Origin of the sequence: Paenibacillus sp. FSL W8-0426 (assembly GCF_037969725.1) — a bacterium.
GTDB lineage: Bacteria > Bacillota > Bacilli > Paenibacillales > Paenibacillaceae > Paenibacillus > Paenibacillus hubeiensis.
Window position 1 is genome coordinate 2,537,987 of the sequence record NZ_CP150203.1, and the last position, 15,865, is coordinate 2,553,851.

Annotated in this window: 15 protein-coding genes; 12 read left to right on the forward strand and 3 right to left on the reverse strand. The window is 53.4% G+C overall.

What is annotated here, in order from left to right; all coding sequences use genetic code 11:
• Positions 1-156: 156 nt before the first annotated feature.
• Together MKY59_RS11780 and MKY59_RS11785 are read right to left on the reverse strand one after the other, a co-directional pair.
• The gene (locus MKY59_RS11780) at positions 157-549 is read right to left on the reverse strand and encodes a hypothetical protein (RefSeq protein ID WP_236418544.1); all 393 of its coding nucleotides are present in this window, start codon (positions 547-549) and stop codon (positions 157-159) included.
• A 210-nt stretch (positions 550-759) separates the two neighbouring features.
• Positions 760-2,049 (reverse strand): Gfo/Idh/MocA family oxidoreductase, encoded by a 1,290-nt coding sequence (locus MKY59_RS11785; protein WP_339277720.1) that lies wholly within the window; start codon positions 2,047-2,049, stop codon positions 760-762.
• Between the two features lie 139 nt (positions 2,050-2,188).
• Between MKY59_RS11785 and MKY59_RS11790 the strand changes: the two genes are divergently transcribed.
• On the forward strand, positions 2,189-3,067 hold the full coding sequence (locus tag MKY59_RS11790; protein WP_339277722.1) for an AraC family transcriptional regulator: 879 nt from the start codon (positions 2,189-2,191) through the stop codon (positions 3,065-3,067).
• Between the two features lie 88 nt (positions 3,068-3,155).
• Here MKY59_RS11790 and MKY59_RS11795 read toward each other — a convergent pair whose 3' ends face one another.
• Positions 3,156-4,100, reverse strand: a complete 945-nt coding sequence (locus tag MKY59_RS11795; protein ID WP_339277724.1) for a glycosyl hydrolase — start codon at positions 4,098-4,100, stop codon at positions 3,156-3,158.
• A 218-nt stretch (positions 4,101-4,318) separates the two neighbouring features.
• Here MKY59_RS11795 and MKY59_RS11800 point away from each other — a divergent pair, with 218 nt between their 5' ends.
• The 11 genes from MKY59_RS11800 (at position 4,319) to MKY59_RS11850 (ending at position 15,863) form a co-directional block, all read left to right on the forward strand.
• Positions 4,319-4,765: a GNAT family N-acetyltransferase gene (locus MKY59_RS11800; protein WP_339277725.1), complete on the forward strand. Its 447-nt coding sequence runs from the start codon at positions 4,319-4,321 to the stop codon at positions 4,763-4,765.
• A 128-nt stretch (positions 4,766-4,893) separates the two neighbouring features.
• The gene (locus MKY59_RS11805; protein ID WP_339277727.1) at positions 4,894-5,340 is read left to right on the forward strand and encodes a RidA family protein; all 447 of its coding nucleotides are present in this window, start codon (positions 4,894-4,896) and stop codon (positions 5,338-5,340) included.
• A gap of 7 nt (positions 5,341-5,347) precedes the next feature.
• Positions 5,348-5,941, forward strand: a complete 594-nt coding sequence (locus MKY59_RS11810) for a GNAT family N-acetyltransferase (RefSeq protein ID WP_236418608.1) — start codon at positions 5,348-5,350, stop codon at positions 5,939-5,941.
• A 28-nt stretch (positions 5,942-5,969) separates the two neighbouring features.
• Positions 5,970-6,779: an aminoglycoside phosphotransferase family protein gene (locus MKY59_RS11815; RefSeq protein WP_339277729.1), complete on the forward strand. Its 810-nt coding sequence runs from the start codon at positions 5,970-5,972 to the stop codon at positions 6,777-6,779.
• A 48-nt stretch (positions 6,780-6,827) separates the two neighbouring features.
• The gene (locus tag MKY59_RS11820; RefSeq protein WP_339277731.1) at positions 6,828-9,068 is read left to right on the forward strand and encodes a class I SAM-dependent methyltransferase; all 2,241 of its coding nucleotides are present in this window, start codon (positions 6,828-6,830) and stop codon (positions 9,066-9,068) included.
• A complete protein-coding gene (locus tag MKY59_RS11825) occupies positions 9,065-9,658 on the forward strand; it encodes a histidine phosphatase family protein (RefSeq protein WP_339277733.1) in 594 nt (197 codons plus the stop codon). The genes MKY59_RS11820 and MKY59_RS11825 overlap by 4 nt, the downstream gene beginning before the upstream one ends.
• Positions 9,655-10,344 carry a 3'-5' exonuclease gene (locus MKY59_RS11830; protein WP_339277735.1) on the forward strand — a complete coding sequence of 230 codons (690 nt, stop codon included), beginning with the start codon at positions 9,655-9,657 and terminating at the stop codon, positions 10,342-10,344. Before MKY59_RS11825 ends, MKY59_RS11830 begins: the two co-directional genes overlap by 4 nt.
• Positions 10,337-10,711, forward strand: coding sequence for a hypothetical protein (locus tag MKY59_RS11835; protein WP_339277737.1), 375 nt, complete (start codon positions 10,337-10,339; stop codon positions 10,709-10,711). The genes MKY59_RS11830 and MKY59_RS11835 overlap by 8 nt, the downstream gene beginning before the upstream one ends.
• Before the next feature lie 187 nt (positions 10,712-10,898).
• The gene (locus MKY59_RS11840; RefSeq protein WP_339277738.1) at positions 10,899-11,912 is read left to right on the forward strand and encodes an ABC transporter substrate-binding protein; all 1,014 of its coding nucleotides are present in this window, start codon (positions 10,899-10,901) and stop codon (positions 11,910-11,912) included.
• A 105-nt stretch (positions 11,913-12,017) separates the two neighbouring features.
• Entirely contained in the window at positions 12,018-13,652 is a 1,635-nt protein-coding gene (locus MKY59_RS11845; protein ID WP_339277739.1) for a helix-turn-helix domain-containing protein, read from the forward strand.
• A gap of 252 nt (positions 13,653-13,904) precedes the next feature.
• Positions 13,905-15,863, forward strand: a complete 1,959-nt coding sequence (locus MKY59_RS11850; RefSeq protein ID WP_339277740.1) for a putative PEP-binding protein — start codon at positions 13,905-13,907, stop codon at positions 15,861-15,863.
• Positions 15,864-15,865 lie beyond the last annotated feature (2 nt).

The following is a 15,865-nucleotide window of genomic DNA, read 5'->3' on the forward strand; positions in this document are numbered from 1 at the left end:
CTGTGAATAAAGCAATTGAAGAAGTGGATGCTCATCAGGCTGCCGCAAATGTCTGAAATGGATGGGGCAGCCTCGAGCATTGTTGTAATTTCTTGATTTCAGGCTTTGGAAGGGCCAACCTGCATGGTTGCGGATATAAAGGATTCAAGCCTGTGTTCATTTTCCCCTTACAGGCCGATAGATGGATTCGACTTGCTTCAGCGGAAACAGGATGCGGGAAGGGAACTTCCCCCTGGCCTGCAATTCAATATAGTTCAATCCCACCGCGACAAGGCGGAGATTGCGAAATGCATTTCGGGTAGGGAACGCGGTACGGACGCCTACGAATATGCCGCGCCGCGTGCGAGGGATGCCGAACACCCGGATGGAATTCAGGCTTAGCGGCACGAAAAGTTGACCGTTTACTTTGATGAAATTGCGCGGGTACACCCGGTCGATCCGTCCTGGTTCAAGGCCGGACAGGGGGGCGTTCAATTCGGCGAGATGGCCCTGCAATTCGGCCAGGCGCTGCTGAAGCGTTTTGCCGGTTTGAAGCTGGTGCACGTTCATGCGAACTCCTCCGTTTTCCGTTTATACCCAGTATATGAGCGGAGAACGCCAAGGTGAGTCCGAGGATGCATCGATTTGACATTTATATGGTGCGGTGCACCTCAAAAACGCTCCTTCCTCAGAAGGAGCGTTTTTGAGTCGATATCGTAAAGGCAGCAGCTAATCCGATCTTTATATCAGACCGCCGTTGAATACGGCAGTATGCGTTTGTCAGAAACGAACGAGGCTGCCGATCTGTACGGGCTGGCCCGTGGCGATGGCCCGATTGGCTGCAATCCCGGTCAAGATGGATTGTGCGCCATCGATATGGTTCGCCGCGCGGTTGAACGGATCTTCTTCCGGATGGCCGAACAGGTCGTTCAGCAGGACCGGATCGCCCCCGCCGTGGCCGCCTTCGCGTTCTTCGACCTCCACTTCGTAAGGTGCGCCGAACATGGGCAGTACGCGCAGCGTTTTGCCGATCAGCGCTCCTTCCAGGTTTTTGTCGCCGAGCGAATTGACGTACGATTGTTCGACGATCGACATTTCGATGCGTCCTTTCGTGCCGTTGATGGCGATGCGGTATCCCTCCCAAGGTTGGTAAGCGACAAGGGAATAAGTCAAGATAGCCTTGTTCTGGTATTGAACCAGGACGCCCATCGTGTCCTCAATGTTGATGCCGTCGCCGAATACGCTCTGGTCGCGTTGATAGCCGTCCTCTGCTTCGGCGTCCAGATACATCGCTTTCAGATGGGCATCCGAATCCAGATGCAGGGCGAACGGATCGCCTTCGGCAAGCGGACTGCCCGTTGCACGCGTATAAAATTGGGTTACCCCGCGCTCCTCGGCATTTTCGCGGCCATAGAACATCAAATCCCCGAATGCAAATACCGTTTGAGGCTGGGAACCGATCCAGAAGTTAACAAGGTCAAAATGGTGCGTCGATTTGTGCACGAGCAGACCGCCACTATTCCGTTTATTGCGGTGCCAGCGGCGGAAATAGTCCGCGCCATGGCGAGTGTTCAGCAGCCATTCGAAATGCACGGACGTGACGCGTCCGATGGCATCGTTCATGACAAGCTCCCTTACTTTGGTGTGATGGGGAGCATAACGGTAGTTAAAGGTCACGCGCACGTTCCGCCCGGTCCGTTTGGTAGCGTCGAGAATGTCCTGACATTTTTGCTCATCGATGGTCATCGGTTTTTCGGTGATGACGTCGCATCCAAGTTCCATGGCGCGAATGATGTATTTGTGGTGCGTGCGGTCAATGCTTGTCACGATCACGAAGTCGGGTTTCTCGCTGGCGATCATTTCATCGAATTGATCGGCACGGTATGTAGGCACTTCGTTATATTTGTATTTGTCGCGCAGCATTTGATTGGCATAGTTCATCCGGGTTTGGTTGATATCGCAAAATGCGACCAGCTCCGATGTTTCGCGGAAATCGCGGGCCAGCGATCCGTAGAAGAATTCGGCACGACCTCCGGTACCGACCAATGCATAGCGTTTTTTGTCACTCATGTCATCGCCTCCTTGAATATGCTTCTAGCCTATAACAAGGAAGCACGTTTTTCGCCGCCTTTATTGCGAAATCGCTTTCAAATGCCGCCGATTTTGCTATAATCCAAGGGAAACCTTTTTAAAAAAGGAAGGGATGCCCGTGAACAGACCATATCGCGCGGACTTTCATGATCCGACCGGGCTGCTCGCAATCGAATATGATCGGCGCATCGGTTATTTTTCGATGCATGCGGACCATCTGCACGATCATTATGAGCTGTATTACCTGTTGTCGGGCGAGCGCATTTACTTTATCAAAGATCGATCCTACCGGGTTATGGCAGGGGACCTGGTTCTGGTAGACCGCAACGTGGTCCACAAAACGCTGGATAGCGGCAGGCCGGATCATGATCGGGTGGTCCTGTACCTGAAGCCGGAGCTGTTCGCAGGCATGGGCGTACCCGCAGATTTGGCCGCTGGTTTGATGCAGCTGTTTCGCGGCAGTCCGCCCGTGCTGCGGTTTCCTTCACGCATCCATGCTCAGGTGGAACGATTGGCTGTGGAGATCGTGGACGAGATGGTGGACCCGCAGCCGGGCAGCGAGCTGCTGCTCCGCCACAGGGCGGTGGAATTGCTGCTCTGTGCCTGGCGCAACCGGCACCTGGCCGTAGCGGATGCCGAAGATGCAGAGCCGGTCCTTCATCCCAAAACGCAGGCCGTCGTGCATTATTTGAACGAAAACTTTCGCGAATCGCAGTCCCTGACGGAAGTGGCGGACATGTTCCGTATAAGCCCGCACTATTTGAGCCGATTATTTCGGCATACAACCGGATTTTCGTTCAGCGATTATCTGAACTTGCTGAGAATCAAGGAAGCGCAGCGTTTGCTGCGGGAAACGGACGATCCCATTACGGACATCGCTTTGCGATCCGGGTTCGGGAACTTTTCCCATTTCGGCAAAATGTTCAAACGGATGGTGAATGCATCGCCAAGGCAGTACCGCCAGCAGCATACAAAGCAGGATCGAAGGCAGCCATAAGCGTGAAAAGCCCCGGAAACGACGCAGCGATGGCTGCCCATCATGCATTTCCGAGGCTCATTGCTTTCTTCGAGAATGTAAACCTGTTTTACGAGCTGCGCATCGGCGATTCGTTCTCCGGCCGCAACTTCATCCGAAGCTCTTCGTTCCGCGGGCAGATCATGATCCCGTCCACGACGTCGAGCCGTGCTGCCTGAATGGAGCTGCGGCGTGCAGGTTCGCTGGCATGTTCCACGCCCTCCCGTCGATCCGGATGCGTGAAATAAAAAATATAGGCCTGATCGTCCTGTACAACGACGTCGGCATGCAATCCGATGACGCCGTCATCCTCCCGGGTGCCCGGCTGATCCAAAATGAGGCTGTTCCACGCCCAGTGTTCCAAATCTTCGGAACGGTAAACGGCCTGTCCCCTCCATTCGTCCACGATCATCCAATAGCTGCCCTTAAAACGAAATACGTTCGGGCCCTCATGAGGCCGACCTGTTATGACAGGACCGATCACTTTCCAATGGTACAGGTCCGCGCTATCCGCGGCATAGGTATGGGAACCGTTCGCTTCATCCTTGTACCACATGCGGAAACGGCCATCCGGCAGCGGGTAGACGCAGGCATCGATCACGTAGTCCGAGCTGAGCTCCAGCGTGCCGTGAAACGTCCATGACAACAAGTCGGGGCTCGTATAATGCAGGATATTCCGCTTATGTCCAGGCCAGTCGTGCGGGACGCCTTGGATGTAGCTCACGTACATGTGGTACGTGCCCTCATGCCAGAAAATTTCCGGTGCCCAAAACGTGTTATGACCCCATTCGTGCTCCAATCCCGTCAATGTGCCGCGGTACGTCCAGGTGCTGCCGCCGTCAGTGGAAGAAGCAACGCCAAGATCGGTGCCGTGCACCCAGGCGAACTTCGGTCCGCCCGCCGTTGCGCGGCGGTTGGTATATACCATCCACCAAGCCTGTTCGGCGCGGTTCCATATCAATACCGGATCTGCTGCACCATCAAAGATGGGATCTCGAAATAAAGGTGCGCCCATGAAACTTCCTCCCTTGTTTTTTATCAAAGTGGAAACGTGTTCTACTATCGTAAAAGAGTTTGATTGAAATTACAATATTATGTTTTCTCATGATTTGAATTCGTATATATATTAATCCGAAGATGTTATAATACGCCCAGCAGTTGACGCATGCCAACCATCGAAATTAAGATTAGGGAACTGAAACCAAACATACCCAAAGAAGGCAGGAGAGCAGAATGTATACATACAAGCCGATGTCGATTGAACACTATGACCAGGCTTTGCTGTTATGGGCCCGGACACCGGGGCTCGGCATCAGCATGGAGGTGGATTCGGAAGAGGGAATCGCGGCATATTTGAAACGTAATCCGGGAATCAGCCACGTTTGCGTGGACGATGAAGATCAGTTGGTCGGTACTGCGCTGTGCGGACATGACGGCAGACGCGGATACATGTATCACGTAGTTGTAGATACGGCCCACCGGGGGAATCAGGTGGCGACGACCTTGGTCAGGCATTGTCTGGAGCAGCTGAAGAAGGCAGGCATATTCAAGTGCCATCTGATGGTGCTGGACAACAACGAGACCGGCAAGCGGTATTGGTCGGAGCATGGATGGCACTATAGGGACAACATATTGCTTTATTCGGCCAATACGCAAACCTTTTCGGAAGCCGGGGCGTAGGGGAAATGGCGGCAGCGAGCAAATATATAGGTTGACTATATACCGCAAAAGATACACACGTTCACGGAGAGGGCAGAAACAAAACGGAGAAGCGGAGCGTTCGCTTCAAAGCAAAGGGGAAGATCTCGATGATTGAACAGCGACTGGAACAGCTTGGAATCGTATTGCCGCGGGCCAGCGCGCCGGCGGCCAAATATGCGAATGCGGTTATTGTGAACGGCATGATGTACGTATCGGGCAAAGGGCCGAATACGGCCGAGCGCGGGAAGCTGGGAGACCCGTTCACGACGGATCAAGGATATGCATTTGCCCGGAATGCAGGCATTGAAGTGCTGGCCGTTGTGCAGGAGGTGCTCGGTTCACTGGACAGGGTGGAACGTGTGGTCAAAATCCAAGGGTTTGTTAACGCTACCGCATCCTATGACGAGCATCACAAGGTGCTGAACGGCTGCTCCGACCTGATGCTCGACGTGTTCGGCGAACGCGGAGTACACGCCCGATCGGTGTTTGGCGCGGCATCGGTCAGGGATGACCTGCCGCTCATCATCGATTCCATTTTCCAAGTAAAGGAGTAGAGGACAAATGACGCAACCCGATCATTCAATCGACCCGATTATGCTTGAATTTCCCGAACGTTTCGAAACGGAGCGGCTGATCATTCGTGCTTCGCAATGGGGAGACGGCCGGATGGTGAACGAAGCCGTCCACGAAAGCGCCGACCAGTTGGCGCCATGGCTGCCTTTTGCCAGAACGCTCCCCACGCTCGAACAATCCGAGATCCGCGCTCGCAAAAACAGGTTGAACTTTATGGAACGCACCGATATGGTCCTTTATTTGCTGGACAAGGAGACCGGCGAATTCGTGGGCAGCAGCGGTTTGCATCGCATGAACTGGGAAGCCCGTTCCTTCGAAATCGGTTACTGGATCAGAACGTCGCGTTCCGGACAAGGATTAATGGGCGAAGCCGTTAGAGGCATCGAGCAGTTTGCCATTCGGCATCTGGACGCCAATCGCCTTGAAATCCGCTGCGATGCCCGCAATCGAAAGAGCGCCAAAGTCGCCGAACGGGCCGGATACACGCTGGAGGGCATTTTGCGGAGAACCGGACGCGATCCGGACGGCGTGCTGGTGGACACGATGGTTTTTGCCAAAGTAAGAGGTGTCGAATTCAACTGATTCCCAATCCAATGGGGGAGGAAACGTTTTGAGGCTGATCGGGCAGGGAAGAACCGCGGATATATATGAATATTCGCCAGGGGAGATCATGAAGCTGTACCATGCGGATTTCCCGGAGGCTGTCGTGCGGCACGAGTTTCGGATCACGGAGATGGTCGGCAGCAAAGGTTTGCACATCCCCGAGGCTCGCTTATTACATAAAGAAGGAAACCGTCTTGGCATCGTTTTTGAACGGATCGAAGGGCAAACGCTGCTTGCTCTGCTGCTCGGACAGATCCTATCTGCGGAGGAGACGGCCAGAATGATGGCGGAATGCCATTACGGGCTGCATATGCAGAAGGATGAAGAACGGGCCCTGCCTGGGCAAAAACATATTTTAGAACAGGCGATGATGCGTGTGCCCATGCTTGGGGAATCGGAAAAACAAAAGGTGCTGGCCGATCTTCGGGCGCTGCCGGAGCACAGCCAAATCTGCCACGGCGATTTTCATCCGGACAACGTCATGCTGGAACGGGTCGGCGGGCGCTGCCGGGTCATCGACTGGATGACAGGCATGTCCGGGGACCCGGCAGGGGATGTGGCGCGGACATGGGTCATATTGAAGAGCGCCAGCCTGCCGGAACAGGCGGCTGCAGAGCTGCATCAGGCGTTCGAGACGGCGCGCAGCCTGCTGCTGGACGGCTATATTGAGCATTACTTACGTTTGTCCGGCATGACATGGGAGCAGCTGGAAGCTTGGATTTTACCCGTTGCCGCCGCGCGGCTGGACGAAAATTTGCCGGAAGGGGAAGCAAGGCATGTGCTGCGTTTCGTGAGGGAGCGTCTGGCGTCCCATTGAACCTGGATGGTCATGTAAGAATTGGAATAGGTGAATGAGGTGGATGCCGTGTTAAAAGCGTTGAAGGCGATTCAAACTTGGAAATCGGGGGACCTGTCTGTAGCGGGACAGTCTCCGTCGTGGCTGCAATTATTGTTGGCCGCCGAAAGGCCGAACATCAATCTGGAGCGTGTCCGTGCCATCGCCGAGCTCGAAACGAATAATCCGGTGCTCGACTATGTGGAGCGAACGCTTCAGGTGCTGGACGGTTTGCACGTTTCCTTTTGGGTACGCGAGATCGTGGAGGAAGTGCTGGCCTGGTCCGAAACGGCGAAGGCAGGAACATTGCAGCAGCGCAGGATGTGGCTGTCCGAAGGCATCAATTTGTTTGTGCACAACATCGGTTCCGCCCAACTGTACGTTCGGTATGCCGCAGCGCCAAACGCCGGTTCTGCGGTTCTGCGCGAAAATGAGGATGGGGGCACATACGCCGGAGTTCCGGGCGATTCATCGATCCTGGGAACTTCGGGTTCTTCCGCCCAGCATGAACAAGGAGACGATGTCCCGGCATTGTCGCCAAGGCAGGAAATGGTCCGCACGCTGATCGCGACGCATGGTTTGATCGGGCAGTACATCCGCGGGGAAATTCCGTTTGCCGAGAACCTTCCGGTACGTCGACTGTTTGCGGCAGGATGGGTGGACAAAGACGAGCTCAGGACACTGCTGCTGGCGCTGAATGAATGCGTGATTGCGGGTGTCGATCCACAGCTTTGGCAGGACGTGCAATCCGAGGTGCGACGTATTGTCGGCTGGATCATCGAAGAGCCTGAACGCCATGAATGGACCTTGAAGGAACGGCTGTCCCGGCTCAGAAGCGCCTCCGTCAAACAGGGCGAACCGCTGGACGAGGCTTATGCACGATTGGAAAAGTCGCTGGACGTCGAGGCGGAACTGGCGCCGCTCGCGGATCGCACGTTATGGTACGTGGAGGCAGCTTTGCAGCACTTTTCCTTCAATGAAATGGTGCAGATTTTCCGGCTCGCCCTGAGGGACCTGGAAATGCACAAGCCTGACGGCGGCAGGACGGCTGGATGCGTGCGTCATATCAGCTTCGAACCCCTGATGAACACGATGTATTATGACCACAAAGGTGCCAAAAAGCTGAATGTGTACAAAAAGCGCATGATTGAAAAGTATTTGGAGCAGTGGTCCTGGGAGCAGATGGCATCAGGGGAGGCCATAGATTATCCGCATTTGACCCATCGCGTGCAGCGATACGAGGACGTGCCGGATACGGCGTTCGTGACGTTCGAATTTTCGCCGGCTGCGGAGAAGCTGATCGCTTTCTGCATCGAAGCCGAGAAATCGCCGCTGTACGAACGGGCCGTGCTGATGCTGTTTGATTTGTTCGGCTTAAGGCGCGATGCTTACGACCGTTTCCATAACGAAGAAGCATATCTGGCCGACATGAACGGCTCGGGGGATTACAAAAAAGTGCTGCTGGACTATATCGCGGGCCGGCGGGTGCTGGACATCGGGCCCGGCGGAGGCGTGCTGTTGGATTTGATCGAGCAGGAGAAGCCGGATGTAGAGCCGATCGGCATCGATATTTCAGCCAATGTGATCGAAGCGCTTGAACGCAAGAAACAGCGGGAAGGCCGCCGCTGGCAAGTGATGAAAGGAGATGCTCTGCAGCTGGATCAATACGTGCAGCCTGGCACGGTGGATACGGTCATTTTTTCATCCATATTGCATGAGCTCTACTCCTATATTGAACACGAGGGCAGACGATTCAACCCGAATACGGTGGCGACAGCGCTTCGCAGCGCCTTTGACGTGATGACTCCGGGGGGCCGGATTCTGATTCGCGACGGAATCATGACGGAACCTGAAACGCAGAAACGGCGCATCCGTTTCATGGAGCCCGACGGGATGCAGTGGCTGGAGCGGTATGCTGCCGATTTTCAGGGAAGGTCCATTGCATTCGACCGGATATCCGATAACGAAGCGGTGCTCAACGTGAATGATGCGATGGAATTTCTGTATACGTACACCTGGGGGCCGGATGCTTACGTCCATGAAATCCAGGAGCAATTCGGCATATTTACTCCGTCCGCCTACGAACGCTGCATCAAAGAAACGCTTGGCGACCAGGCAGACATTATCCTGTTGAAACACTTTTTGCAGAAAGGGTATACGGAAGCGCTGAACGATCGCATTGTTTTCATGGACGAGGACGGTATGCCTGCTTCGCTGCCGGACAGTACCTGCTTGATCGTGATCAAGAAGAAGGAGCGTGCAGAGCAGTGAACCCAAATAAGGAAGCATTCAACACAACGTTATATTTTGTCCGGCACGCGGAGTCGGTCTATGTGGAAGGGCAAGAGCGGGAACGCGGGCTCACGGAACGTGGCATGCTGGATGCGGCGAAGATTGCCGATGTGTTGGTCCAGGAGCGAATCCGCTGGTTTTATTCCAGTCCTTATCGGCGTGCGGTGGATACCTTGCGGGTACTGGCCGGCCATTGCGGATGCGAAATCACGATGGAAGAAGATTTGCGGGAGCGAAAGCTGTCGGGAAAGGATTTGGGGAAAGAAAACTTTCGGGAAGCCAAGCAGAGGGTGTTTCTTGATCCCGAATTTGCTTTCCCGGGCGGCGAATCGAGCGTGGAAGCAGGCAAGCGTGCCGTGGCCGTGCTGGAACGGATCTTGCAACAGCATGCGGGAGAAAAGGTGGCCATCGGCACGCACGGGGATATCATGACCCTGATGCTTAACCATTACGATCCCGCCTACGGCTATGAGTTTTGGGAAAGCACCTCCATGCCGGACATATATAAGCTGGAAATGGATGCGGAACGTCGGTTGGTTGGCATCGAACGGTTGTGGGTGAGCTCATGAACATTACGTTTATGCAGGATCGGTATTTCATTGAAGGGCTTCAGGTGTTGGATCTGCAGCGGCAGAAGTATTGCATTTTTGATTTGGAAGGCACGGGCATACGCCCGGAAACGGAAAGCATTACTCAGTTTGGAGCGCTTCATCTGGAGTTGGGGTCGACGGAGCAAGCGGAGTTTACCTCCCTTGTTCGGGCAACGAAGCCCATTCCGGATGCTGTCGCCCGATTGACCGGCATTTCTAATGAGGACATGTGCGGCGCTCCCGGGTATAAGGACGTTTTTCCGTCCTTTTTGCATTTTGTTGGTGATCGAGTGCTGGTTACTCAGGCAGGATATGAGTATGATGTGCCGATGCTAAGACGCCATTGCGCAATGAATGGCTTGCCGATGATGACGAACAAGGTGCTGGATACCAAAGCATTGTTTACCTACATTCATCCGGAGATCGATGCTGTTGTTTCCACTGATTTTCTGGTGAGTTACTACGGCATCGACACGGCGGGTTTGCAGCGGCATGAGGCATTAGCGGATTGCCGCTTGATCGCCCGCATTTTCGAACAGGTGATGACGGAATACGAGCAAATGGGGAAAATGCATTTTATCGCCGATCCGAAGGTTTCCATGAGGAGATTTGTTATACCGGCTATGTATCAAGCAGAGGGGAAAGAAGGGGTTGACCTTGAGTAAGGCAGAAGCTGAACGTTTTTTGTCCAAGCTGAAAGAAGGTACAGTGATTACGGAACAGACCTTTGCAGAACTGGATGTGGACGATTATTTGGCAGAGAGGGAGGACGATGAGTTCTCCGGACAGTGGATGCAGGCGTTCGAGCGTGTGCAGGGGAGCGGCACCGAGGCAGAAGCTGAGGATATTCGTTCCGGTCGGGAGATGGCGTTTAAACAGGTATTTTCGCTGACAGGTGATCCTGATTTGGCGGGTTACGTGAGCGATGACATCGGTTTGATCTGTACGGCGCTTGCGGGGGACGAGGTGCATGACGGCTTTGTGCACACGTTGCAGGAAAGCTATTTGAGTGGCAGATTGCCTTTGAGGTAAAGGGGGGGCTTGTCTTTCTGTACATGTCGGATGCTCGTTTGTATAAAAAAATGGCTGCATCTGTGCATTGAGACCATGCCTGAGATGCCGTAAAATTCACCTTAGCGACAAATGAGAATGATAATCATTATGATAGAGACATTCTCAGGTCACATACTACAAAGATTACATAGGGGTGAAGGGGATCATGGCAAGACCAGGCAAAGGATTAAAAGGGTGGTTGATTTTGGCGCTGCTGCTGACGACCGTTATTGCAGGTTGTGGAGCAAAGGCCGAACCAACCGCGCAGCAGAATACAACGGCAGAACAGAACACGACGACGGAAAATACGGCTTCAGAACCACAAGCGGCAGCAGTGAATGAGCCAGAGACTCGGGTAGTAAAAGATGAGTTCGGAGAGGTCACCATCCCGACGAAGCCACAGCGAATTGCAGGCATCTACGTGGAAGATTACTTGAAGGCATTGGGAATTACGCCAGTGATCCAGTGGTACCATCCGAATTGGGGAATCCAGGAATACCTCAATCTGGACGTTCCCCAGTTTGACATCACGGGTAACATGGAAGTGCTGCTGGAGTATGACCCGGACCTGATCATCGTAGATGGAGGGGTAAATGCCGAGCAATATGAGATGTACTCTAAAGTGGCGCCTACCTACCGTTTGCCGGAACGTGTGCTGCAGGATTCCAAACAGATTTTGACGACGATTGCGGACGTTGTTGGACAGCCCGAGAAGGGAGCCGAGGTGCTGGCGCAGTTCGAGAATAAAATCGAAGATGCCAAAACGAAGTTGAAAGAAACGATCGGGGACGAGACGGTTGCGGTTGTACGCCTGGATGTACAAGATAAAGGGCTGGCACTCTTTGGCGTGAAGAACCGGTACACCGGGTTTATCTATTCCGATCTTGGATTGAAGCCGCATCCGCTGGCAGCGAATATGGAAGAATATCAACAGGTGATTTCCGAAGAAGCAATTCCAGATCTGGATGCCGACCACATTATTATTTTCCCTTCCAACGGGCACTGGAACTCGCCGGAAAACCAGGAAGCGCTCAAGATGCTGGACAATAAGTTGTGGAAAAACCTGCCGTCTGTCAAAAATAACCATGTGTACATGATGGAGAGATCACACTGGCAATCCGGGGCCGTGACGGCCAACTCGATGAAAATGGACGATTTGCTGCAAAAAATGATGCCGTAATTACGGATCATCAAAAAGAAAGTTCTTCAACGAGGGTTGAAGAGCTTTCTTTTTTCGTTTACACTCATTTAAATGATAACAATTCTCAATTGAGGGCGATGAAATATGAGTTTTACCATGGAACAACGATTGCCCGAGCCTTGGCTCTGCTTACTGGAGCATTTGCAGGAAGTGGACCACGGGCAAGACGAACTAGGCTTCTGCATGAAATACGATGTACTGAATGCACATCAGTTATTTGTGATTACTGCAGGCGAGGGAGAGGCCGTCTGCCCCGATCGATCTTGGAAGCTAAAAAAAGGCGTAATCCTGCTGGTTCCGGAAGGAATAACGATTATGATGGAATCGTCGCGAAAACCGAGGCAGAAGCTTCAATATTTCAAGCTGGATCTGGCACGATCCGGTCAAGCGAGAAAGTCGGAGGCATTCGTTCCTTCGCCGGGCTCCCGTTCAGGAGTCGATGCCGTGACAGAATTGTATTATAGTCCGTGGAGTTCTTGCATCCGTGCTTTGGAACAAATGCTTGGCAGGCAACAAACGTCTGACTCGTGGATGGCACGTTGGGAACAACAGCTTGCGTTCCAGAATTGGTTCAGCATGCTGATCAAATATAACGAATCATCCCACGAACAACCGGACAGCCGCAGGCGAATCCAGACATCCGTACGTTATATCCACGAGCACTTTGACCAACCTATGACGGTGGATGAACTTGCCGGCAGCATTCAGCTTAACCGCGCCAGCTATACTCGGCAATTCAAGGAAGCGACGGGTCAACTGCCGCTGGACTATGTGAACGAAATTCGGCTGGAGCGGTCCAAACAGCTGCTGCAGATGACGGATGACCGTCTGCATGACATCGCGCAGAACGTCGGTTTCAGCAATGAATACTACTTTAGTCGCCGCTTCAAACAATATACGGGGGTTTCTCCGGGCGTGTACAGGCGACATCAGCGCCAGGACGTTCGCGTGTTTGCGCCATTTCTGGAGGACTTCGTGCTGGCGCTCGGGATCACTCCCGTGATGCAGTATTCGCATCAAATATGGGGCAAACAAGGTTATCTGGAACTGCATCATGTGCCCGAATTTGACGTAACCAGCCAGGATGCCAAGCTGGATGAACATGAACTACCGGATTTCATTATGTTGGACGATGGTCATGTTCGTTGGAACCTGGAACGTTTGGAGCGGCTCGCACCGACATATTACTTGAAACATCAGGGAGAGGACTGGCGCGGTATCCTGAAATCAACAGCCGATGTTCTGGGTAAGGGCAATCGTATTCAGGAAGTCATTGGTACATACGAAGAGAAGGCATATGAAGCGAAAACAAGACTGCAACGGAAAATAAAAAGTCAAACCGTGGCCTTCCTGCGTATTTCGGCAACGACCATTGCCCTTTATGGTGCAAACAACGGGTATGTGGGGCCGATTATGTTTCAAGATCTTGGTCTTAAACCGGATTCATGCGTTAGCCAATGGGCCGGACAGCAGCGCCGAATTAACATTGAGCTGGAACAACTACCCGGTTTGAATGCTGATCATCTTTTCGTGACGTTTGACGGGGAAAAATCGACGTTCCCTGGCGAAGAGCGGGGAATCATGGACAGCAGGGAGTGGAGCCAGCTTAAAGCCGTTAGAAACGGCTGCATATACGAGGTCGATTTCTTGACATGGATGAATTACGGAATCCTTTCGCATGGCAAAAAAATTGACGATATACTGCGATATTTGGGATGAGTGCTGCGCAGGGCGGATCTCCCATAATACCGATGAACGATATCAGCAAATCCTTCTGATCCCCGCAAGCTCATTCGGGACCAATCAGAAGGTTTTTTCATATTTTGAGCCGGCGCAGGGAAAGACCGAATATTGCCAAAGAACAGTCCTTGAGCCGGAGAGTGCGACATACGATAAGAGAAGGTGTGATCATCTACCAAGCACCTTGTCTAAAGTACAGCCATGATGTCAATGGCAGATGGGAGAGCGGCAATGACGAAACGGATCATTCTGCTGGAAGAAGGTACGGCAGCGTTAAAAGAGCTAATGGGCCCGAAGGCGGCGGGACTCGCAGACATGGTACAGGCAGGTTGGCCCGTTCCCGCAGGCTTCGTAGTGGCGGCGTCTGGTTTCGGGCAGGCGTGCGCTCACTCGGGGCAACCGTCCTGCGACAGGGACGATGAACTTGCTGACGCCATACGTTACCTGGAGCAGCGCTCCGGTAAAAGGTTTGGTCATGCTGCCAATCCGCTTCTGCTCGCCGTAAGGTCGGGAGGGACGCTAAACGGCCAAACGATGCCTGCCCCGCTCCTGCATATCGGGCTGAACGACAGGACGGTCGAAGGGCTGGCCCAAGCAGCAAACCATCGAATGTATGCGCTTCAATGTTACCGGAATGCGCTGCTGCAGTACGGAAGAACGGTGCGAGGCATCATGGACAAAAGGTTTGAAGAAGAAGCAGGCAGCGATGTCATGCAGGATGAGGCTGAGCTGGAACGGAGCATTGCACGATGCAAAACGTGGATTGAAACGCTGGGAGGAACGCCTTTTCCCCAAAGTCCGGAGGTGCAGCTGGAGGAAGCGCTGCATGCGATGCAAAATTTCGTGCAGGAATCAGGGGAGCGTTTTGCAAATGATGGGAACCAGGCTCTTCCGGATCCTTTCAACAGGAAAAATCCTGCTCTGATTCAAGCCATGGTTTATGACGGACTGGACGTACAGAGCGGCAGAGGCATGCTGTTTATAAACCAACCGGATCCAGGACGGAAAGAAATGCAGGGATTCTATCTGGCGTCGGACGCCGATCGATCGGACAGTACGGCATTGGAGGAGTTGTGCGGGACAAAACCGGACGTATACCGGATGCTGCTGGAGATGCGCAGCGAGCTGGAGCAGGGAGGCGAGTCCGGGCAAGCGGTCGAGTTCGTCGTAGAATCAGGTCAGCTTCATGTGCTGCAAAAGAGCCGAGTTGACGACGCCAATGACGCTTTGGTGAAAATGCTGGTTGAAATGGTTAAACAGGGAAGCATGACAAAGGACGCAGCCCTTCGGTGCGTCAATTCTGTTCAAACGGCGGAGATGCGTAATCGCAACGATACCATCGGGAATATTCCACTTTTCCTGAATCCGAATTGGCGGATCCTGCTGGGTTGGGCTGATGAAATAAGGGAACAAGCGGTGTTTGCGCATATCCGGCACCCGGGCGAAGCCAGGCTGGCCAGAGAGTATGGCGCCGACGGGGCCTTTTGCCGGATCGAAGATTGTCTCCGATCACCGATGAGATGGCCATATGCGCAGAAATGGATACAAGCGAACGGCATACCGGATCGCAGACAGGGCATGTGGCGGTTGTTGCCGATGCTGCAGGCCGATCTGGAACAGGTATTGGAACCGATGAACGGTTGCCCTGTCGCGATCCAATTGCTGGATAGAAGGTGGATCGAGCAACAAATATCCAACCTGGAGAGCGTCAGCGAGCGTGATGAACAGGGGCGGACTTCGAATGTGCCGGCCATGGACGAGGAATGGTTCCGCGAATGGACGGATATGCAGCTGGAAGCGGTTTTCCGCGCCGCATTAAAGATCATACGCGAGAATTGGCGGGCTAGGCCGGAAATCTTGCTCATGTTCGCGAATCATCATGAAGAAATCCAGGCTATGGCGGAACTGGCTGATGATGTCGCCGAACAGATTCTGGGTATGGAGAAGCGCCACTGCCGATACCGGCTTGGTCATGGCCCGGAGCATGCATCCCAAACCGCCGGCTCGGAAAAACGATCAAACCTGTATTATGGATTGGGCCTGGATCACGACCGGCGGAACGAAACGAATGTTGTAAATAGTCCGGTGGAGCAGCTGCCCTTTACCCGGATCGCGGCTGCCCAGACTACCTTGGCAGAAGAGGCCGCGAAACGATTGTATTCAAACGGTAATATAACGACAACGGCGTAGCA